The organism is Bifidobacterium mizhiense (assembly GCF_020884755.1).
In the GTDB taxonomy this organism is placed as follows: domain Bacteria; phylum Actinomycetota; class Actinomycetes; order Actinomycetales; family Bifidobacteriaceae; genus Bombiscardovia; species Bombiscardovia mizhiensis.
The window spans coordinates 344,249-364,215 of record NZ_BPWE01000001.1 but is presented as its reverse complement, the minus strand read 5'-3'; the positions used below and the strand labels follow the sequence as shown (position 1 = coordinate 364,215).

At 57.9% G+C, this 19,967-nt stretch carries 19 protein-coding genes; 12 read left to right on the top strand and 7 right to left on the bottom strand.

The window, feature by feature from the left end:
• Positions 1-3: 3 nt before the first annotated feature.
• Both LPC22_RS01510 and LPC22_RS01505 read right to left on the bottom strand, forming a co-directional pair.
• Complete coding sequence (locus LPC22_RS01510; protein WP_229131769.1) at positions 4-795, bottom strand: SDR family oxidoreductase; 792 nt, start codon at positions 793-795, stop codon at positions 4-6.
• A gap of 83 nt (positions 796-878) precedes the next feature.
• Positions 879-2,162 carry an enolase C-terminal domain-like protein gene (locus tag LPC22_RS01505; RefSeq protein WP_229131768.1) on the bottom strand — a complete coding sequence of 428 codons (1,284 nt, stop codon included), beginning with the start codon at positions 2,160-2,162 and terminating at the stop codon, positions 879-881.
• A 150-nt stretch (positions 2,163-2,312) separates the two neighbouring features.
• On the opposite strand from LPC22_RS01505, the gene LPC22_RS01500 reads away from it, so the two are divergent.
• The 7 genes from LPC22_RS01500 (at position 2,313) to LPC22_RS01470 (ending at position 10,385) form a co-directional block, all read left to right on the top strand.
• A complete protein-coding gene (locus tag LPC22_RS01500; protein WP_229131767.1) occupies positions 2,313-3,368 on the top strand; it encodes a LacI family DNA-binding transcriptional regulator in 1,056 nt (351 codons plus the stop codon).
• 146 nt (positions 3,369-3,514) lie between these two features.
• Entirely contained in the window at positions 3,515-4,150 is a 636-nt protein-coding gene (locus tag LPC22_RS01495) for an N-acetyltransferase (RefSeq protein ID WP_229131766.1), read from the top strand.
• A gap of 43 nt (positions 4,151-4,193) precedes the next feature.
• Positions 4,194-5,552, top strand: coding sequence for an alanine racemase (gene alr / locus LPC22_RS01490; RefSeq protein WP_229131765.1), 1,359 nt, complete (start codon positions 4,194-4,196; stop codon positions 5,550-5,552).
• A gap of 70 nt (positions 5,553-5,622) precedes the next feature.
• Positions 5,623-6,081 carry an Ohr family peroxiredoxin gene (locus LPC22_RS01485; protein ID WP_024626651.1) on the top strand — a complete coding sequence of 153 codons (459 nt, stop codon included), beginning with the start codon at positions 5,623-5,625 and terminating at the stop codon, positions 6,079-6,081.
• 18 nt (positions 6,082-6,099) lie between these two features.
• Complete coding sequence (locus tag LPC22_RS01480; protein ID WP_229131764.1) at positions 6,100-7,383, top strand: deoxyguanosinetriphosphate triphosphohydrolase; 1,284 nt, start codon at positions 6,100-6,102, stop codon at positions 7,381-7,383.
• Positions 7,384-7,440: 57 nt separating this feature from the next.
• Positions 7,441-9,531: a DNA primase gene (gene dnaG / locus LPC22_RS01475; protein ID WP_229131763.1), complete on the top strand. Its 2,091-nt coding sequence runs from the start codon at positions 7,441-7,443 to the stop codon at positions 9,529-9,531.
• Positions 9,532-9,611: 80 nt separating this feature from the next.
• On the top strand, positions 9,612-10,385 hold the full coding sequence (locus tag LPC22_RS01470; RefSeq protein WP_229131762.1) for an HAD family hydrolase: 774 nt from the start codon (positions 9,612-9,614) through the stop codon (positions 10,383-10,385).
• A gap of 10 nt (positions 10,386-10,395) precedes the next feature.
• Here the strand turns inward: LPC22_RS01470 and LPC22_RS01465 are convergent, their stop codons facing one another.
• Positions 10,396-10,728 (bottom strand): nucleotide pyrophosphohydrolase, encoded by a 333-nt coding sequence (locus tag LPC22_RS01465; RefSeq protein WP_229131761.1) that lies wholly within the window; start codon positions 10,726-10,728, stop codon positions 10,396-10,398.
• Positions 10,729-10,795: 67 nt separating this feature from the next.
• Between LPC22_RS01465 and LPC22_RS01460 the strand changes: the two genes are divergently transcribed.
• The 4 genes from LPC22_RS01460 (at position 10,796) to LPC22_RS01445 (ending at position 16,860) form a co-directional block, all read left to right on the top strand.
• A complete protein-coding gene (locus tag LPC22_RS01460) occupies positions 10,796-12,949 on the top strand; it encodes a DUF2075 domain-containing protein (protein ID WP_229131760.1) in 2,154 nt (717 codons plus the stop codon).
• A 106-nt stretch (positions 12,950-13,055) separates the two neighbouring features.
• Positions 13,056-14,000, top strand: a complete 945-nt coding sequence (uriH, locus tag LPC22_RS01455; protein WP_229131759.1) for a uridine-preferring nucleoside hydrolase UriH — start codon at positions 13,056-13,058, stop codon at positions 13,998-14,000.
• 5 nt (positions 14,001-14,005) lie between these two features.
• Positions 14,006-15,433, top strand: coding sequence for a uridine transporter UriT (gene uriT / locus LPC22_RS01450; protein ID WP_229131758.1), 1,428 nt, complete (start codon positions 14,006-14,008; stop codon positions 15,431-15,433).
• 245 nt (positions 15,434-15,678) lie between these two features.
• On the top strand, positions 15,679-16,860 hold the full coding sequence (locus LPC22_RS01445; protein ID WP_229131757.1) for an SLC13 family permease: 1,182 nt from the start codon (positions 15,679-15,681) through the stop codon (positions 16,858-16,860).
• Between the two features lie 11 nt (positions 16,861-16,871).
• On the opposite strand, the gene LPC22_RS01440 is transcribed toward LPC22_RS01445, so the two are convergent.
• Positions 16,872-17,054 carry a hypothetical protein gene (locus LPC22_RS01440; RefSeq protein ID WP_229132338.1) on the bottom strand — a complete coding sequence of 61 codons (183 nt, stop codon included), beginning with the start codon at positions 17,052-17,054 and terminating at the stop codon, positions 16,872-16,874.
• Between LPC22_RS01440 and LPC22_RS01435 the strand changes: the two genes are divergently transcribed.
• Positions 16,996-18,162, top strand: coding sequence for an MFS transporter (locus LPC22_RS01435; RefSeq protein ID WP_308443377.1), 1,167 nt, complete (start codon positions 16,996-16,998; stop codon positions 18,160-18,162). The two genes, LPC22_RS01440 and LPC22_RS01435, sit on opposite strands and share 59 nt — an antisense overlap.
• Positions 18,163-18,210: 48 nt before the next feature.
• Here the strand turns inward: LPC22_RS01435 and LPC22_RS01430 are convergent, their stop codons facing one another.
• Genes LPC22_RS01430 through LPC22_RS01420 form a run of 3 tightly spaced genes read right to left on the bottom strand, consistent with a single transcriptional unit; the run spans position 18,211 to position 19,948 of the window.
• Complete coding sequence (locus LPC22_RS01430; protein WP_229131755.1) at positions 18,211-18,816, bottom strand: DNA-3-methyladenine glycosylase; 606 nt, start codon at positions 18,814-18,816, stop codon at positions 18,211-18,213.
• Entirely contained in the window at positions 18,813-19,199 is a 387-nt protein-coding gene (gene fdxA, locus LPC22_RS01425; protein ID WP_229131754.1) for a ferredoxin, read from the bottom strand. The genes LPC22_RS01430 and fdxA overlap by 4 nt, the downstream gene beginning before the upstream one ends.
• Positions 19,196-19,948 (bottom strand): helix-turn-helix transcriptional regulator, encoded by a 753-nt coding sequence (locus LPC22_RS01420; RefSeq protein WP_229131753.1) that lies wholly within the window; start codon positions 19,946-19,948, stop codon positions 19,196-19,198. Before LPC22_RS01420 ends, fdxA begins: the two co-directional genes overlap by 4 nt.
• Positions 19,949-19,967: the final 19 nt, after the last annotated feature.

The window sequence follows — 19,967 nt, the reverse complement described above, 5'->3', positions numbered from 1 at the left end:
AGCTCAATTCAGTGCCCGGTCCAGATGGACGTATCCGCCATCGACGAACACCCATTGGCCGGTGGTGTGTGATGCGCGATCAGAGAGCAGGAAAGTGGCGGTGTTCCCGATCTCCTCGGGTGTGGTCATGCGATGCTCCAGAGGAATCTTGTCTGTGATGACCGACAGACGGGCTTGCTGGGCCTTTTCATCGCCAAAGGTCTTGATCCAGTCGGCATAGAGCGGGGTCCAGCATTCCGAGACCACGATGGCGTTCACTCGTACGTCATCATGCACCAATGCCGCTGCCCATTCTCTGGTCAGGCCCAGGACCCCGCCCTTGGCTGCCGCATAGGCGCTGGTCTTGCCCTGACCGGTCACCGCGGTTTTGGAGGTGATGTTGATGACAGATCCGTGGCTTTCCTTCAGGTAAGCACAAGAGGCGTGCATGAGTTCGTAGTAGTGGGTGAGGTTGCCATGTACGGAACGCTCGAACTCCCGCCAGTCAGTAGTTTCCAAAGCCTTGTTGTCGTTGACTCCAGCGTTGTTGACTATGCCATCGATATGGCCGAATTCCTGGTGTACCTGCTCCACAATGGGTGCTATGCCGTCGGTGTCGTTCAGATCCAAAATGAAGGTCCGGTAGGTATCGGTATAGGCCTCGATGTCTTTGCAGAACTGGTCCCTGGCTGACTCGTCACGGTCTATGACTGCGGTTATGGCACCCTCCTGGGCCAGTTGTAGAGTGATGCCCCTGCCGATGCCCTTGAAGCCGCCGGTGATGATGAATACCTTGTTCTTGAGATGCAGATCCATGAGAACTCCTTTGTCTATATGGATGGATGATTTGTTAGAGGTCCAGTGATTGGACCGGATTTTGATTGAGGTGGGGGCCGCTCTCACTCCTGGTGCAGGTAGCGCTGTGCGGTTTCCACGGTCATTTCGGCTCCATTGCCGGGAGCGGTCGGTGCCTGATACATGCCTTGGCTGATATGCACGGGGTTCACGAAATATTCGTGCTGATTGTCCACGTATTCGATCATTCGGCCCTGTGTAGTGCATGAGACGGCTGCGTAGTCGAACATAGCGAAGTGGCAGACCATCTCGCACAATCCGACTCCGCCGGCGTGTGGGCAGACTATCTTATGGAACTTGCGAGCCAGCAGGTATTCCAGAACTATCTCCTGGGGGCCCGCCACTCTGGTGGCGTCGATCTGCATGATGCCGAAGGCATTAGCCTGCAGGAACTGCTTGAACATGATGCGGTTCTGCATCTGTTCGCCGGTTGCCACGGGTATGGGATTAATGGCTCTGGCAATGGTTGCGTGGCCGATGATGTCGTCGGGGCTGGTAGGCTCTTCGACCCATGCCAGGTCGAAGTCATGGAAATGGTTGATCCAATCAATGGCTTGCGGGACATCCCAGACCTGATTAGCGTCGACGGCCAGGCGGACGTCGGGACCGATGGCATCCCTGGCCAGTCCCAGGCGGCGTATGTCATCATCGAGGTTCTGGCCTACCTTGAGCTTGATCTGCTTAAAGCCCTTTTCCTGCGTCTCCCGTTTAGCGATCTCCACCATTTTTTCGTCGCTATAGCCAAGCCAGCCTGGTGCTGTCGAATAACCGGGGTACCCGTGCTGGCGAATGTCCTCGATGCGCTCCTGCTTGCCGGATTGCCCATCCTTGAGGATGTCTATGGCCTCCTCGGGGCGCAGGGCGTCAGACAGATATCGAAAGTCCAATGTGCTGACAAGATCCTCAGGATCCATTTCAGCCAGCAGCAACCACAAGGGTTTTCTCGCCCTTTTGGCTTTCATGTCCCAAAGGGCGCTCAGCAATGCCCCGATGGCCATGTGCTCGACTCCCTTTTCGGGCCCCAACCAGCGCAGCTGTGAGTCATGGACCAATAGGTCCCAGGCCAGGCCCATGCTGTCCAGCAGACGTTCAACCTCCAGGCCACGCAGAGTCTCTCCTATGGAATCGATGGCTCTGCAAACAACATCGTTGCCTCGTCCGATGGTGAAGACCAGGCCACAACCTTTGATGCCGTCGTCAGCCGAGGTGTGTATTTCCACATAGGCGGCCGAATAGTCGGGGTCCTTGTTCATGGCATCCGACCCTGAAAGGGTCAGAGAAGTGGGAAAACGAAAGTCATACGTTTTCACCGCAGTGATAGTACTCATCGTGGCTCCTTTGCCAATCTTGTGAACGTATACCTCAGTATAGGCGTAGAAATAGAAATTTGAAAATTAGAGATGTAAAAATTCTAAATCCGACATGGATGGTTTCGGTGCTTCCTTGGTTACGATTGGTGGGTAATGGAAAGGACGCACATGGCCAGACAGGAACCAGGCAATCCGCACGTTGGCGCCATAGCCGAGCAGCTCGGCATCTCTGCTTCGACCGTCTCCAAGGTGATCAACGGTCGACCGGGCGTGGCGGCAAAAACCCGCCGAAGGGTCGAAAAAGCGTTGGCAGATGAGGGCTATGCGCATCCGCTTGTCAGCACGAAAATTGCTCAGACTATTGAGCTGGTCGTGGATTATATTGCCAACAATGGCACTATCGAGATGATACGTTATGCCTCAAAGTGGGCTTTGGATGCCGGTTTGGCTCTGACGGTGACACAGACTGATCACCAGCGGCGTGCCGAGGAATGCCTGAGGGGGATCATTGATCGCAACCCGCTGGGGGTGATCACCCAGATGTCCTCTATAGACCAGGAGGGCAAGAATGTGCTCAAGGCAAGGGGCATTCCCCTGGTGGCGGTCGATCCGGTGGACTTGGTAAGCGATGAGGACATGAGCATAACGCTAGACAATTGGACTGGAGGATACCAAGCGGCCAAATGCCTTCTTGATGCCGGGCACCGGTGCATTGGCGTCATCGCCGGACCGGCGAATGTGCAATCCGCGCAAGCCAGACTGGCTGGATACCGAGCAGCATTAGCAGCCATTGGTGCCACCCTGCCGTCGAGTATGGTTCAACAGGGAGATTATTTGCCTGACAGAGGGTACCAAGCCGCCTGTGATCTGCTGGACCGCGATCATCGTCCGACTGCGATTCTGGCCTGCAACGACTTGACAGCCGTCAATATCTATAGAGCGGCTCGCGAACGTGGGCTGGAGCCCGGGCAGGATCTGTCTGTGGTCGGATTCGACAACGTATATCCATCCTCTTATCTGATGCCCGCTCTTACCACGGTGGACCAGCCATTTGATTTGATGGCCAGGATGGCGGTGGGAATGATTCTTGATGCACGCCAGGGCAAGGAGTTCCAGCGGCATGTGGTCATGCCAACCCGTCTGGTCAGCCGACATAGCGTGGTCAATCTGACCCGTGCTCGCCGTTTGCGCTCGGAAGGCCGGGTTCAGGAGAGTGCACAATAGCCCGAACTATTCCCCGATTCGCTCAATGCGTACTCACTTCGTGACAGCTTCCTGATGGATACACTCGTACTTCGGCAATCGCGGGGGCGGGTTTCGTCCCTGCCGCACCGGTCGAGAAAGAGGTAGCCACAGTGAGCAGCTACACGATGGAAACTGCACGTTGGATCCGTCATGCCACCATGGACGACTTTGAGGCGATCATGCCTGTCTACGCCTATGCCAGAAAACGGATGGCTGAAACCGGCAACCCCCGTCAGTGGGGGGACAAGTACCCCCTGCCCGAACGCATCCGCGAGGACATCGCCGGGGGCCACACCATGCTCTTGGTCGATGATGCGGCTGGCATGGATCAGATTCCTGACGATCCTGCCTACCCTGAACCTGAGTTGGACGAGCACAAGGGCAGCCACGAGCGCATCATCGGCGTTTTTGCCCTCTTCCATGATCCGGAACCTGATTATCGGGTCATCGATGGCAGCTGGCTGGACGACCGGCCCTATACCACCATCCATCGGGTGGCCGCCTCGGGACTGGGGCGCCATGCCGCCGGGGACCTGCTTAACTGGAGCATGCGCCGGTACGAGAACATCCGCGCCGATACGGGACTGAAGAACTACGCCATGCAGCACATCCTGGAGACTCATGGCTTCACTCGCTGCGGCAACATCATCATGCCTGAGAACAAGGAGATCGAGAATGTGCGGGTGGCTTACCAGCGGCACGATCGTCCTCTTGACCTGGCTGGGCGCGAAAGGGCCGCCAGGCGCTTGGTTGCCGTCTGAGGGGGGGAGGCCGACCGTCGCAGCGCCGTCGCACAATGGAGCCATGACATTGAGTGCAGCACCAGCATGGCGGTTCTCCGGGCCCGAGGGCAAAAGGCACTACGAGCAAGCTCTTCGGGCCTATCCTGGACAGATCATCGTGGACTTGCGAACCCTGAAGGCCAATATGGCCACCCTGGTGAAGCTGGTTCATTCCACGAACCCTGGTGCTGCGGTCATGGGTGTGGTCAAAGCCGATGCTTACGGGCACGGGCTCATTCCTGCCGCCCTGGCGGCCTTGTCCGGCGGGGCAACCTGGCTGGGCACCGCCCAGGCCAGCGAGGCTCTGCGCCTGCGTCGGGCTGGCATCGGCTCCGACCGTTGCCGGATTCTGTCCTGGATGTTCAATGGGAACTGCGCCCCCTTTGATCAGTTGATCCAGACTGACATCGATCTGGGCATCGGTTCCTTAAAGACCATGGACATGGCAGCCCAGGCGGCAGATCGGGTCGGCAGGCCTGCACGCGTCCATATCAAGGTGGACACCGGCTTTGGACGCAACGGCTTCACCCCTGAAACCTTCGGAGATGCCCTGCGCGAGCTCTCCCGCCTGGCCGCCAAGGGGCTGTTGGAGCCCGTGGGGCTTTTCAGCCATCTAGCAGTAGCCGACATGCCTGGGGTGGACGAGTTCGTGTCGTCCACTGACGAGCAAATCGCCCTCTTTGAGCAGTTCTCTGACAAGATGACGGCCGCAGGTTTGAAACCTGAGATCCGGCATCTGGCCAACACCGCCGCCACGCTCACCCGTCCTGGGATACGCTATGACCTGACCCGTCCGGGCATCGGCCTGTACGGATATGAGCCCGATCCCTCCATGGGGGTTTCGGCCGATTACGGTCTGCGTCCGGCCATGACCCTCCAGGCCCAGCTAGGCACTGTCAAGGATATGCCGGCCGGTCATGGCATCTCCTACGGGCGCACCTATTTGACGGAGAAGCCCACCAGCACGGCCATCATGCCCCTGGGCTACGCCGACGGGATCCATCGGTCTGCCTCGGGCTTTGACCGCCAGGGCGCCATGGGCCGGGAGCACCGGGGCGGACCCGTCCGTCTGATGACTCGTCAAGGGCCCAAGTTGGTTCGCGTCGCTGGCAGGGTCTGCATGGACCAGTGCGTGCTTGACCTCAAGGGCATGGCTTCCGATCTGGGAGTGAGCGAAGGCGATACCGTTGTTCTCTTCGGTCCAGGCAGTGGAGAGGATCAGGCCGAGCCAACCGCTGACGACTGGGCCCGGGCCGCCGACACCATCAGCTATGAGATCTTCACCTGCCTGCGCAGCCGGATTCCACGGCTCTACTTGGGCGTGCATGAGGTGATCGACCCTGCCGACCTGCATCTGATGGCCACTGAATCCATTCTTTGAGACCACTATCACAGGTCGAACCCAGGCTTGGGGCCTTGTCAAGGGGCAATATAAGTGGTGAGATGAGGTTATGACTACATATACAGGAAATGAACCCAGCAATATCTCATACACAGCCGTAGCTGACATCACCGGAGGCCGCGAGGGCCATGCGGATAGCCACGAGCCCGATCTCTCCCTGGACCTGGATACACCCAAGGCCATGGGGGGCAAGGGCCAGGGCACCAACCCCGAGCAGCTCTTCGCCATCGGTTGGGGAGCCTGCTTCCAGGGAGCTATGGGACTGGCCGGCAAGGAGTTGCGTGTGCCAGCCACCAAGTTGGCCCAGAGCAAGGTGCGCACTCATATCTCCCTTGGCGACCAGGGCGAGTCCTTCGGCATCAAGGCTCTAATTGAGGTCTGCCTGCCCGGCGTCGATCGTGATCTGGCCACCCGCCTGGTGGAACGCACCCAGGAGCTCTGCCCCTATTCCAAGGCAACGGCGGGCAATGTGCCCACTGAAGTGGTGGTCGTGGACAATCTGGACTGAACGGAGCGGGCGCGCCTGATGGGCACTGACGAGGAGGGCGGATCCCGCCTGCTGGCCGAGGGCTACTCTGCCCAGGATCAGGAACGGTGGGCCCCAGAGCCCCCAAAGACCAGCAGCAGGACCGCCTTTGAACGCGATAGGGCGCGCCTGGTTCACTCTTCGGCGCTGCGTCGGTTGGGGGCCAAGACGCAGATTCTGGTCGCTGGAACTGACGACTTTGCCCGTACACGGCTGACCCACACCTTGGAGGTGGCCCAGATCGGCCGGCAGATTGGCACCATGCTGGGCTGCGACCCCGACGTAGTGGACTGTGCCTGCTTGGCCCATGACCTGGGTCATCCGCCCTTCGGCCACAACGGTGAACGTGCTCTGTCTTCGTTGGCCTCGGATATAGGGGGATTCGAGGGCAATGCGCAGACCCTTCGACTGCTGACCAGGCTGGAGCCCAAGGTCTTCCACCCGGACGGACGTTCGGCAGGGGTCAACCTGACCAGGGCCGCCCTGGATGCTGCGGTCAAATATCCCTGGACCCTGGCCGAGGCCTCGGCCCATCCCAAGGGGGAGAGGACCGCCAAGTTTTGCGTCTACCCTGACGACCAAGAGGTCTTCCATTGGCTTAAGCAAGGGGCGCCGCCGGCCAGCACGCCTATGGAGTGCCAGGTCATGGATCTGGCTGACGACATCGCCTACAGCGTCCATGACGTAGAGGATGCCATCGTGGTCGGGTCCTTCGCGCCTGAGCGGCTGGCTGAGCCCAGGATCATTGATGGTGTGGTCCGGGCCGCCCGATCCTGGTATGGCGACCGATGGGATGCCGACCAGCTGGTCCGAGCCTTGGAGGCCGTCCGTAGCATGCTGCCGACGGGCTTTGACGGTTCACGCCGGGCCCTGGCTACGTTGAAGAACACCACCAGCTACCTGATTGGTCGCTTTGCCGACTCCGTGGAGGCGGCCACGCGAAGCCGTCACGGCCAAGGCCCCTTGACCAGGTACTCGGCTGGGCTGGTCATTCCTCCCCGGACCTCTTATGAGATTGTGGCCTTGAAGGGGATTGCTGTCTACTTCGTCATGGCTCCCCGTGAGAAGGAACCCTTCCACGAGGAGCAATTGAAGATTGTGACCGACTTGGTTGAGGTGATGATGGCCGACTCGCCTGGACCTTCTGATGCCTTGGAGGATGTCTTCCTGGAGGATTGGCGTCAGGCAGGTTCGGATGGGGAACGATTGCGGGTGGCCATCGACCAGGTGGCCTCTCTGACCGACGGCTCCGCGCTGGCCCTGCATTCCCTGGTCTGCCCCTAGGCCTGCGGCATTTACGCCGGGCGCAACACATCGGCCTGGGCCGGTAGGCTGGGTGTCATGTCCGGAATGATCAAGAAGGAAGACATCGAGAAGGTCAGAGCCAAGGCCGATCTGTATGAGATCGTCTCTGAAAGCGTGACTCTGAAGCCTTCCGGTTCCGGCACATACATGGGCTTGTGCCCGTTCCACGACGAGAAGTCTCCTTCCTTTTCGGTGCGTCCCTCCATGGGGGTCTGGCACTGCTTCGGCTGCGGCCTGGGCGGCGATGTCTTTACCTACGTGGAGCAGGAGGAGAACGTCGAGTTCGGCGATGCCGTCGAGATTCTGGCAGACAAGTACCAGATTGAGCTGCATTACGAAAACTCCCGTCAGGACAAGCGCCGTGGGTCCAAACGTTCCCGGTTGCTGGAGGCCAATGAGGAGGCTCAGCGTTTCTTCGTCTCGCAGATCATGAGCAAGGAGGCGCTGGCGGCGCGCAAGCTCTTGGCGGGCAGAACCTTCTCCCAAGCAGACAGCGCGCATTTCGGCTGCGGATACGCCCCACGCGGATGGGACAATCTGGTGCGCCATCTGTCTACCAAGGGTTTCACCCAGCAGGAGATGCTGGATGCAGGGCTGGCCAGGAAGGGGCAGCGGGGGGTCTATGACTACTTCCGGGGCAGGGTCACCTGGCCTATCAGGGATTCCACGGGCCGCACCCTGGGTTTCGGCGCTCGCAAGCTCTACGAGGACGACGGCATCAACGCCAAGTACATCAACACGCCAGACACCCAGCTCTACCGCAAGAACCAGGTGCTCTACGGCATCGATCTGGCCAAGGACGCCATCGTCAAAAAGCGGCAGGTGGTTATCGTGGAGGGCTATACCGACGTCATGGCCTGCCACCTTGCCGGTGTCGACACAGCTGTAGCCACCTGCGGCACTGCCTTCGGCGAGGATCATGCCAAGATCGTCCGTCGGCTCATCTCCGACGATGCCCTTGGTGCCATTCAGCTGGTGGGGCCGGTTCAGGGCTCCCGGGTGGTTTTCACCTTCGACGGTGATGCTGCCGGGCAGAAGGCCGCCTTGCATGCCTTCGGCCTTGACGGGAGCTTTCTGACGCAGACCTTCGTGGCGGTGGCCCGGGAGAATCTGGATCCCTGTGATTTGCGTATCCGCTACGGCGATGAGGCCGTGCGTTCCCTGGTCGAGCATGCCCGACCGCTGTATGACTTCGTCATCGACACCGCCGTGGCCATGTTCGATACCCAGTACACCACTGGGCAGATGGGGGCGGTTAAGGCCGTGGCGCCCATCCTGGCCCAGATCAGGGACCGCTCCCTGGTGGGGGCCTATACCCGTAAGACCGCCAGAAAAATCGGCGTGGATCTGGATCTGCTGCGCCAGGAGGTCAACAGGGCTCGTCGCAAGCTGCATGTGAAGGACCAGGATGCCTATGCGGTCCGCACTCCTCACCGCGGCGCGGGTGAAACGGAGGGTCGTGCGGGCCAGGGCAGTGACGATGCCATGCAACGCCGCAGGATACAACGTGATGATGCCCTCCGACAGGGCTATCATCACATCGATGATGCTGTCTTCATCTGCGAGCAGCAGTTCATGGGGGTGCTCATCCAGATTCCTAGGGCAGTCGGATCGGATGCCTTCACCCAGCTGAGCCCAGACAGTTTCGAGGTTCCGATTTTCCGCTCACTCTATCGGGCTGTGCAGGCCGCCGGAGGGCTGCCCGACAGGAAGACGCCCCAGGGACTGTGGATGCATAATTTAACCAAGGCAGGCGGGCCCATGCTGGAGTCGGCCATCAATGAGCTGGCCGTCATGCCCCTGCCGCTGAATTTGGATAAGCAGGAGGATAAACAGCGGGACTCAGGACCGGGCTCCAAGAGAGGCAATAAGAAAGAAGACCAGGGCGAGGGTTCCAAAGAAGCGGATGTTCAGTTGAGGCAGCCTAGCCCGGAGGAGCGCCAGTATGCCTCCGAGCTGTTGGCAAGGCTGTTGGATGCCACTTACATGCGGCTGATTGCCTCAGTCAAGCACCAGATGAATCAGTTGCCCGACGGTCAGGAGAAGTTCGACCTTCTTGGCCAGCTCACTCAATACGAGACCCAGCGTAACAACTTGCGCAACCAGGTCTTCGGCAACGCCGAGTGATCTGGTGGTCAGGTAAGTTGATCCTGCCTGTCCTTGCTGGCGTTTTGACTGCCGACAAGCCCTGCCGATAGGGTGAATGCATGAATAAGGAGCGTCAAAAGAGAGAAAGTCGTGCCGGTTCGACTGACAAAGCCTGTTTTGTTGAAGGTCGTCGACCGCTTGCTGTCTTCTGGGATATGGACGGAACCCTGATCGACTCTGAGCCTTACTGGCATCAGGCGGAGGTAGATCTAGCGCGCAAGCATGGAGGAGACTGGAATACTGACATGGGTTGGCAGGTTTCGGGCAAACCCCTGCCCAAAGTAGCAAGGGTGATGCGCGAGCGGGGTCTTGACCTTCCAGAGGATCAGATTCCGGATCTGCTGATTGACGGGGTGATTGCCATGGAGGAGCGTCACATGCCATGGATTGAAGGGGTCCGTGACGTCTTGGCAGACCTAGTTGAAGCTGGCATCCCCTCCATTCTGGTCACTACTTCGCCACGCCGCATGGCTCAGGCTGTGGTCGCCAAGGCTCCTGACGGGGCTTTTGCCGACTATGTGTGTGGGGATGACGGACTGGCGCAAAAGCCTGATCCCGCTCCTTATCTGCATGCGGCGGGTCTGCTGGGCATCACAAGTCCTGATCAAATGGTCTCTTGCTTGGCTTTCGAAGACACCCTGACTGGTATCACTTCTGCTGTGGCATCGGGAGCCACCACTGTGGCCTATACCGGCACCAACCCGGTCGACACCTCTTCGGGTCCTCAGTTCGCTTCCATGGATAGCTATGCTGGAGTCACCTTGGATGATCTGTCAGCATTGATCGCCAAGCGACTCGAACAATCGGGGTCACCGGCTGCGCAGACCTGCTGAATCAATCTGTCTACTGCAGGGGTCGATATTTTCGGCTGGATCCGCGCGAAGTGGCCACTGGATATCTGTCGGCCGTCCTGTGCAGTTTGTCCATGATGATCCGATCCATGTCCAGATTCAGCCGATCCGCCAGCTGGATGCAATAGGTGAGCACGTCTGCCAGTTCGTCGGTCACGTGGCCTTCATCTCCGTCCCTGGGATCATCCCCCCATTGATAGCACTCCAAGAGCTCGGCAGCTTCGATGCAGATTGATTTGGCCAGGTTGGCAGGCGTGTGGAATTGATCCCCGTCGCGCTCGTGCACAAAGTTCATCACTGCTGTTTCCGTTTCTTTGCTGATCATGATTTCGAGCCTATCAGTCGGCCCTCCTGCCATGAGATTGGTGTGGGTTCGTGGCATAGTGAAAACCATGGATTCATCAAGCGCGCCGCAGCCCGTGGTGATGACGCTGCCCTATGGCGATTTCAGTGATGAGGATTTTTCCAAGGCTATTGCAGAGTACAAGCAGACGAAAGCTGTTGGCAATCAGGGCAGTAAGGTGGAGGGGAGGCTGCTTGAGGAACTGTTCCTACGCTATCCCACTGTATATATTGTCTCTGCCGATGAAAGGGACAGCAGTAAAAAGCATGGCGGTGGACCTCCTTATGTGGTTTACGTCGGGGAAACCAATGACATTCGTTCTCGAACCAGGCAGCACATTGAGCTGGATCCACGGACCCGGACGGATTGGGAACGCCTGGTGCGATTCATGCGCAATCATCAGGACAGAGTCAGCCAGTACATCATCGGTGACCGCCATTTCAATAAGTCCTTGACTCTGGATATGGAAAATCGGTTGATGGGGTATATGCAGAGCGTCGACGCGGTCAAGCTGGTTATGAACCGTAGAACTAACGCTCAGGACATGTATTACACCAGCGATGAATTCGACAGCATCTTTTCCAAGGCTTGGCAGACTCTGCACGAAATGGAGCTCGATCTGTTCCCGGAAGAGAAGGCGATCTTGGACTCTGCCCTGTTCAAGGCCTCGCCCTTCCGCAAACTTACCGACGAACAACGGCGAGCTGAAGAGGCAGTTCTGCATGTGTTGGAGTCGGTGATTATTCAAAACCCTGGCGAAGGTTTCCACTCGATCACGGAGTCGACGGGCCCGGTGCAGATTGATGGTGACGCTGATACCCAGGTCATTGTCGTTCAGGGTATGTCAGGGACTGGCAAGACCGTTTTGCTCAGCCATCTCTTCTATCAAATATGTGCGCGATATGGCATCTATGGAAACTTGAACGGCAAGGACGATAACCATTCGTCAAAGGCCAGGCAGCGTTCCTACATCATTGTCAATCAGGCCGAGCAGGCTAATGTCTATAACCAGATGGCTCTGAAACTGGGATTGCAAAAGAAACGCGGCCAGTGCGTGGTTGGGGCTGTCCAGTTCATTAACCGGTTCAGCAAGCATACCAATCGAAATGGCCGGTCCACAGGCAGGGCAGCTGACCCCATGAATAGCGTCGATGCCAAGGCAGATGTGGTGCTGATTGACGAGGCGCACCTGTTGCTGACGCAAGGGTCGCAGAGCTACTCCGGGAGCAACCAGCTCTACGACATACTACGACGGGCGAAAGTAGCCATCGTGGTCTTCGATCCCGAACAGGTCTTGCGCGGGTCCCAGTTCGTGGATGCCCAGGAAAGGCGGCTTCTGGGATTGACTGGTTCTGAGCATGACAAGGCCTTCTCGCAACCCATGCTCATCCGCGAAAAGTCACGGGACGGTCAGCATCCGCACGAGGATACCTTCCAGGTCAGTCATGTTCGTTTGGATCAACAGATGCGCATTCAGGCTGACCCTGCAACCTGCGCCTGGCTGGATCGGATGACAGCCAAGGATGGTGTCATTGAATTACTGCATCCGGACCCTTCGGAGCACCCTTATGAGATCAAGGTTTTTGATTCGCCTAAAGATTTAAGGGAGTTCATTCGTTATAAAGACAGGGAGCAAAGGGGGGAGGGGTCTTTGGGCCTTTGCCGACTCCTAGCCACCTATGACTGGCCTTACAGTAGCAAGAAACACCCGGATCCACAGGATTCCTCCTGTCACTGGCAGGTTGTACTACGCCAAGGGGATTCAGGCCAGTGGGTGTGGGCTGAGGAGGGTCAAGACGGGGATGGTGAATTCGCCATGCCATGGAATTACGAACTATATGAGGAGCAGGGAAACTCTACTGCTAATCACCGGATTGCTTGGGCCGAGTTGCCTTTCACCATCGATGAGGTGGGGTCAATCTTTACCATCCAAGGTTTTGACCTCAACTACGCAGGGGTCATCATTGGACCATCAGTCACTTATAGGAATGGAAAGATCGAGTTCGAACCGAAGCTCAGTTGCAACACACTGGCGACTAATCACCGGTCGGAGCCAGAGATGGATCCTGTGGACAACCTTCGGCATGAGTTCAATGTGCTGCTCAAACGAGGAGTGCACGGATTGGGGCTATTCGCAGTGGATCCTGAACTTCGTGATCGACTGGCCTGGGCAGTGGGTGGGATCACTCACATTCGATACTGACCAGCCTGTCTCGCTTATATCGATTGAATGCTAATCAGGGGTATCATGTCCTGGGCCATAAGCATATGGCCCAGGACATATTCATGAGAAAGGTGTAGGCGAGTATATGACGACGCGCAAGATCATCCTGGACTGTGATCCAGGTCATGACGATGCGGTGGCTATCCTTCTGGCAGTAGGCAATCCGCGGATCGACCTGATCGGAGTGACTACGGTTGGCGGCAACCAAAGTCTGGACAAGGTTACCTACAATGCTAGGGCCGTCTTGGAAAAGGCTCATGCGCGCCAGGTGCCGGTCCACGCCGGATGTGATAGGCCCCTGGTGCGTCCTCAGGAGGTCGCCGCCTCCATCCATGGCCAGACCGGTCTGGATGGGGTCGAGCTTCCCGAGCCTACCCGGCCGCTGGATCCTGGCCACGCTGTCGATTGGATCATTGAGACCATCATGCGCGAGGAGCCGGGCACGGTGACCCTGGTTCCCACAGGACCTCTGACCAATATCGCTATGGCTGTTCGCAAGGAACCCCGCATTGTCGACCGCGTCCGTGAGGTCGTGCTCATGGGTGGTGGCTACCATGTGGGCAACTGGAGCGCTGTCGCTGAATTCAATATCAAGGTGGATCCTGAGGCTGCGCATATCGTCTTCAACGAGCCCTGGCCGGTCACCATGGTGGGATTGGATCTGACTCATCAAGCCCTGTGCACGCCGGAGGTTCAGCAGCGCATCGAAGGCATCGGCACCGATCTGGCCCACTTTGTCAGCGGGCTGATGGACTTCTTCCGCAAGTCCTACCAGGACAACCAGGACTTCGTGGATCCGCCCGTGCATGACCCCTGCACTGTGGCCTATCTGATCGACCCGTCCATTGTGAGTACCCGTCGTTGCCCGATTGATGTGGAGCTGCGCGGGGATCTGACCTGCGGAATGACCGTGGCCGATCTGCGCGGTCCGGAGCCTTCTGCCGAGGACTGTCACACCCAGGTGGCTGTCAAGCTGGACTTCCAGGGATTCTGGGATCTGGTGGTCAAGGCCATCGCCGCGATTGGATGAGATCAATGAAGACTTCGAACACAGACGTATCCAAGACTGACAAGCCCGCAACCTCTTCAATCTTCGCTCTGATGACGGCCCTGATGGCTGCTGTCTTCGCCTTCCAGCTTAACGCATCCATGCTCTCGCCGGCTCTGACGACCATGGGGACCGAGTTGAATGCCAGCAGCTCCAGCATTGGACTGACACAGACGGTGTTCTTCACCTCCTGTGCGGTCTTCTCCCTCTTCCTGCCTCGACTGGGCGATCTGGCCGGCCGCAAGAAAGTGTTGTTGGGCATGTTGAGCCTGACGGCGCTGGGATGCGTGGTTTCTGCTCTGGCGCCCAATGTGACGGTGCTCATGATTGGGCGCGTCATTCAGGGGGTGGCCGGCCCGGTTGTGCCCATGACCCTGATCATGCTGCACGCCGAGGTGACCGATGAGGCCCGCTACGCCAAACTTATGGCCGTCCTGACGGCAGTCAACGGCGGCATCGGAGGCGTGGATGCTATCCTAGGCGGTTGGCTGGCCGGCACCTTCGGCTTCCGCTCGGTCTTCTGGTTCATGGTGGCTATTGCGGTGATTGCTGTCCTCCTAGTGGCGGTTTTCGCCCGTGAGAGCTATGCAGACGATCGCCCCCGCATGGACTGGGCTGGTGTGGTCTTCCTCTGCATCGCCTTCCTGGCTGCCTATCTGGCTATCAATGAGGTCGAGAAGCTGGCCCAGGCTCGCTGGATCCTGGTGGTCGTCGAGATCCTAGTTGCTGCGGTCTTCTTCATGATCTTCTGGAAAGTCGAAAGCACCACGTCGGCACCCATGGTCACCACCACCTATTTGAGGCAGCGGCGTACCTGGGGCCTTCTGCTGACGACCCTTACCACCATGGTTGGTGTCTTCGCCATCATGAACGGAATCGTTCCGGCCCTGGCCCAGGATGGCGAGGTCGGCGTCGGCTTGAAGGCCAGCATCGTCTCCTTCGCGACGCTGACCCCATATGCCCTGGTCGGTCTGGTCTTTGGCCCAGTGGCCGGGATGCTGGCCTCGCGCTTCGGCTACCTCAAGGTTCTGAGGGTCGGTCAGTTGGTCAGCGTGCTGGGACTGGTCTTTGGCATTTACGTCTGCCTGGTTCCCAGCATCTGGAGTCTGGTGGCGCTCTCCCTGATCCTAGGCATCTCTTATGCGGGAACGGCCAACATCATGCTCAACGGGCTGGGCGTAGTTTTGTCTCCTGCGGACAACACTGGCTATCTGCCGGGGCTCAACGCCGGAGCCTTCAACCTGGGTTCAGGCCTGAGCTATGCGGTCCTTTATGCCTTCATGAGCGGCCTGGCAGTGTCTGGGGGAGCTCGCACCGGCTATGTGGCGGCCATGATCGGCGGTGGCGTGCTGGTGCTGGTTGCCCTGGCCTTGTCCTATCTGATTCCAGATCCGGAACGAATGAACGACAAGTAATATTGCGGTCTGATAGGGGGTTCTGCGAATGCACTGATTCGCAGAACCTCTTTCCATGATTTATGGGCATCAGACTTTAAGCGTATCCGACCAGGGTTAAAAGTCGGGGCCAGACAGGCTAGCAAACAGTAGCGCCCACGTGTTCCGACCGTTGGGTCAGAAGCGGAAAATAGCGCCTGGCAAGGTCCTGTGAGCTGCAGATGCGCGCGTAAACTAAGTGAGGAATTCGTTCGCCGGAGGTGACCATGCAACATCGGGTGATCGGACTGCTGAAAAACGAGACCGTCCTGGTCGTCGCTGCAGTCGTCGCTCTCGTATCCTGCATCCTCATTCCTCCCGACCGGCAGTATTTGGGCTACATTCATGTCAATACCCTCACCCAGCTAGGTTCCCTGATGATGGTGGTCTGCGGTTTTCAGCGCATCGGGGTCTTTCATACCATTGGAGCCAGCCTGCTGAGTCATGTCCGCTCGGTGCGGGGCCTGGCCCTGGTCCTGGTTTCTCTGCCTTTCTTCTCCAGTATGTTCATCACGAATGATGTAGCCCTGGTCACCTTCGTACCTTTTGCAATTGCTGTTCTCATCATGGCTGGTCTGGAAAACCATGCCCTGCTGATCGCTACCCTGATGACCTTGGGTGCCAATGTGGGCAGCATGCTGACGCCGATTGGCAATGCCCACAACTTATATCTCAAGGCCCGCTCCGAGATGCCTACTGGGGAATTCCTCCTCCTTATGGCGCCTTACGCCCTGGTTGCAGCCCTGATGCTCTTCCTGTTCTGCTGGTTCGCCTTCAGGAATCAGCATTTGAACAAGTTCGAGGGTATGGATGCTCAAGAGATTCGCCGCAGCATACTAGCGCCCAGAGAGGAGGGAATACAGCCTCAGGTCAAGGAGATGCAGCAGTCCAGCGGATGGCGCATCGCCCTCTATCTCCTCCTCTTTCTTGTCTGCCTGCTGGGTGTGGCCAAGCTGATCCCCCAGTGGGCCATGGTCCTGGTGGTGGTGGTGACCTTCCTGATCTGCGACAGACGGGTCTTTCTGCATGTGGATTGGGGTCTGCTGCTGACCTTCGTGGCTTTCTTCGTCTTCATCGGTAACGCCAGGCGGATTCCCCAGTTCTACAACCTTGTCAGCAGCCTGGTCAATATCCATCCCCTGATCACTTCGGTCCTGTGCAGCCAGCTCATCAGCAATGTGCCTACAGCCCTCCTAGTCTCAGGTTTTTCGACGGCTTGGCGTCCGATCATTCTGGGTACCAACCTGGGTGGGCTCGGCACCCTGGTCGCTTCAATGGCCTCGCTGATCTCCTATAAGGCTGTGGTCAAGCAGTACCCTGACAAGAAAGGCGATTACCTGAAGATCTATACATCACTTAATCTGCTTTTCCTGGTTGTTTTGGTTGGCATGGCCCTGCTGCTGGAGTAGACTGCCCTCCATCAACTAAATGGTGCCGCTAACATTGAAAGGGAGGCAAGAACGATGGAACCGGCCCAAGGTACGTCTAAGCCCAAGAACACAGGGATATTGACCAGACGGAATCTTGGGGTTCTGGTCGGAATTATGTCCTTGGCCATCATGTCGCGGTTTGACTCCATCATCTCTCCTTCCGTTGCAGCCATCCAAGCATCTTTTCCTCATACCGATCCCTCAACCGTTGAATCGGTGGTCTCCATCGGCTCTTCTGCAGCTATAGTTTCAGCTCTTTTATTTGGCCAACTCTTGACCCGGATGAGTTTCAAAACCGCTGCCTGCATCAGCTGCCTGTGTGTCGCTCTGGGTGGCTTGATGCCCCTTTTTGTGCACAGCAACGTAAACCAGCTGCTCTTGTTTGCTTTAGTTGTCGGGTTTGGTGTGGGCATCGCCACTACAGTTCTCCCCAGCCTTTCGGCCAGATTCTTCTGCGGGAAGCAGTTGGCTGCGCTGATGGGGCTGGTCCTGGCTGTTCAGGATGGCTCTTCCATGCTGGTCCTTGCTCTTGGCGGTGTTCTGGCCAAGGGAGGGTGGCTGCACAACTATTGGCTTTATTTTTTGGCCTTGCCTGCCCTAGTCTTGGTCATATTCATGGTTCCCGGAGTCGGCGCCGTCGAAGAGGAGTCGGAAAAGGCCGTAAGATCTGAGGCATCGTCGCCTAAAAAAAGTGGACAATGCTGGTGGGCTACCATTTCCTGCATTCTCATTGGGTTTCTGAGCATTTTCCTGGTCGCCGTCCTGTACAACAAGCTCGCGGTCTACATAGCCAAGTATGGTTTGGGCGGCACCAGTGCAGCCGGGGTGGCCCTGATGTTCAACACGGGTTCCTCGGTCGTGATCGGGCTTAGCATCAACGGCATCAAGCGGATATGCCGACAATGGACCATTCCGGTTGCCTTCCTTTTGATGGCCCTGGGCGCCCTGCTCTTCCTGACCACTCGCTCATTCCCGCTGGTTTGTTTATCGGCATTTCTGATTGGTTCGGGCAGTGCCATCAATATGGCCACCTGCCCCTACTATCTGTCCAATCTGACTGAGCACAAGCGCTATCCGCTGGTCATGGGGGTCTTTTCAGCCACCACCAGCCTTGGTTTTACGGCATCCACCTGGGTTTTCAAGGCTTTCTCAACAGCGTTTGGTCTGGATCCGGTGACCGGCAGTTTCATGGGCATGCTGATCATCGCTGTGCTGGCTGCCGTCATTCTCTCGCTTGTCCGCTTCCAGAGCTGTGTCGAATCACGCTTCATTGAGCGATAAGCCACTCTTTTACCCGGTGCGAGCCAGAGGTGAAGCATTGTCGCTTACTTATCGAGACAGGTAGGGATTGCCTGTGACGACGAACCTTCGCAGAGTCTCCTTGGCGTGGGATATGCCTATTCGTGGCGTCGCCGTGATGGTCTCGTCCTGGGCCAGTCCGTCGGCTGCCAGACGGATGGGCGGTTTTCTGAGGTCGTGGCCGTAGTAGCGCTTGTCGATGTCCAATGCCTGGCAGAGCTTGGCGGGACCGTTGGTCAGATCCCGGTCCGGATGACGGCCGTGCCTGTGGATGCGCAGAAGGTCCAGACCCTGCACTGGCTGGCAGGCTCGAATCAGCACGCCGGCACCGAATCCGTCCTGCTGGCAGGAGATGTTCAGGCAGTAGTGCATTCCATAGGTGAAGTAGACATACATGTGTCCGCTGGGGCCGAAGAGGGCGGCATTGCGGGCCGATTGTCCATGGTAGGCATGGCTGGCCGGATCATTCTGATCGTAGGCTTCGGTTTCCACGATCCGTACCCTGGCCTGTTTTCCTTCCGACTCGTAGTCCCGGATGATCAGGCAGCCCAAAAGCAGACGGGCTGCCTCCTCCACAGGGCGGTCCAGAAAGTCTGGGAAGACCAGGTAATCGTCCTGGCTTGAACCGGCCTTCATTCCATTTGGTCCTTGCGGACCCAGACCGCGCGCTGGCCGCGCGATTCCGGCTGGATGCAGACGAAATTATCCTGGTGGGGCAGGGCGGCGACCTGTGGATGGTCGTGATCGTAGGGTCCCTGGGCCTGGGCGCCGCCGGCATCACCGACTTGGGCGAAGAAGTCTTCGGAGGCATCCTTGAACCAGGTCCATTCCTCTGGCAGATCCTCTTCATAGAAGATGGCCTCCACCGGGCAGACGGGCTCGCAGGCACCGCAGTCGATGCATTCGTTTGGGTTGATGTATAGGTTCCTGGGGCCCTCGTAGATGCAGTCCACCGGGCATTCGTCCACGCAGGCCTTGTCCTTGACGTCCACGCAGGGCTGGGCAATCACGTAGGTCATTGCTTTACTCTCCTTTTTGATCGACTGTCTGCTTTGGCTACTTTCAGGAAGCATCCTTTTGGCGATGACAGGGGTTTCAACACTACATTGGCTTTTTTGTCCCCGGCCTCCTTATTGCTGCCGTCCGCCAGCCCTTGGATCATTCCTAGATGAATCTTGCAGATAATGGGATGGTTGCTGACGCTTTCCAGAAAGGGGCATGCGGTCAGATACAGACTTGCTGAATCCGGCCGCGCTCTCACCGGTGCAAAACCTAAGGTGGTCAGAGCATCCAGCAGTGTCTGCGTCATGCTCGATGGCACGCTTTTTCCTGCATTGATCTTGTCCTGCCGAGCCAGAGTACGACCCCATGCCTGCCCTGCTTTCAAGGCGGCCTCATTCCTGCTCCTTGTATCGGGACAGGCAGTTTCCAGTGCCAGGCAGAGCGAGGAGATCATATCCTCCCTGGCTCGGTTCATGGACGTGGGGGCGTAGATGACAGCAGGCCTGCCTCGCACGGCTGATTGATTGTCGCTGTCTGTTCTCTGACGGACTACCTCGCCCTGTTCGACCAGACGTTCAAGATGGAAACGAGCAGTCGTCGGATGGATGCCGAAGGCTGCTCCGACCAGCTGTGCGGTTACACCTATACCGGTCTGTTCGGCCGCCGTATGCAGGTAATCCAAGATTGCAGAGCGGATCTGCTCCCCGCGTCTGCGCTTGCGGGAGGTTCGAATCTGTTGCTCATGGGCTTGAATTTCCTGACTCATCGATTAAATTGTATACCTA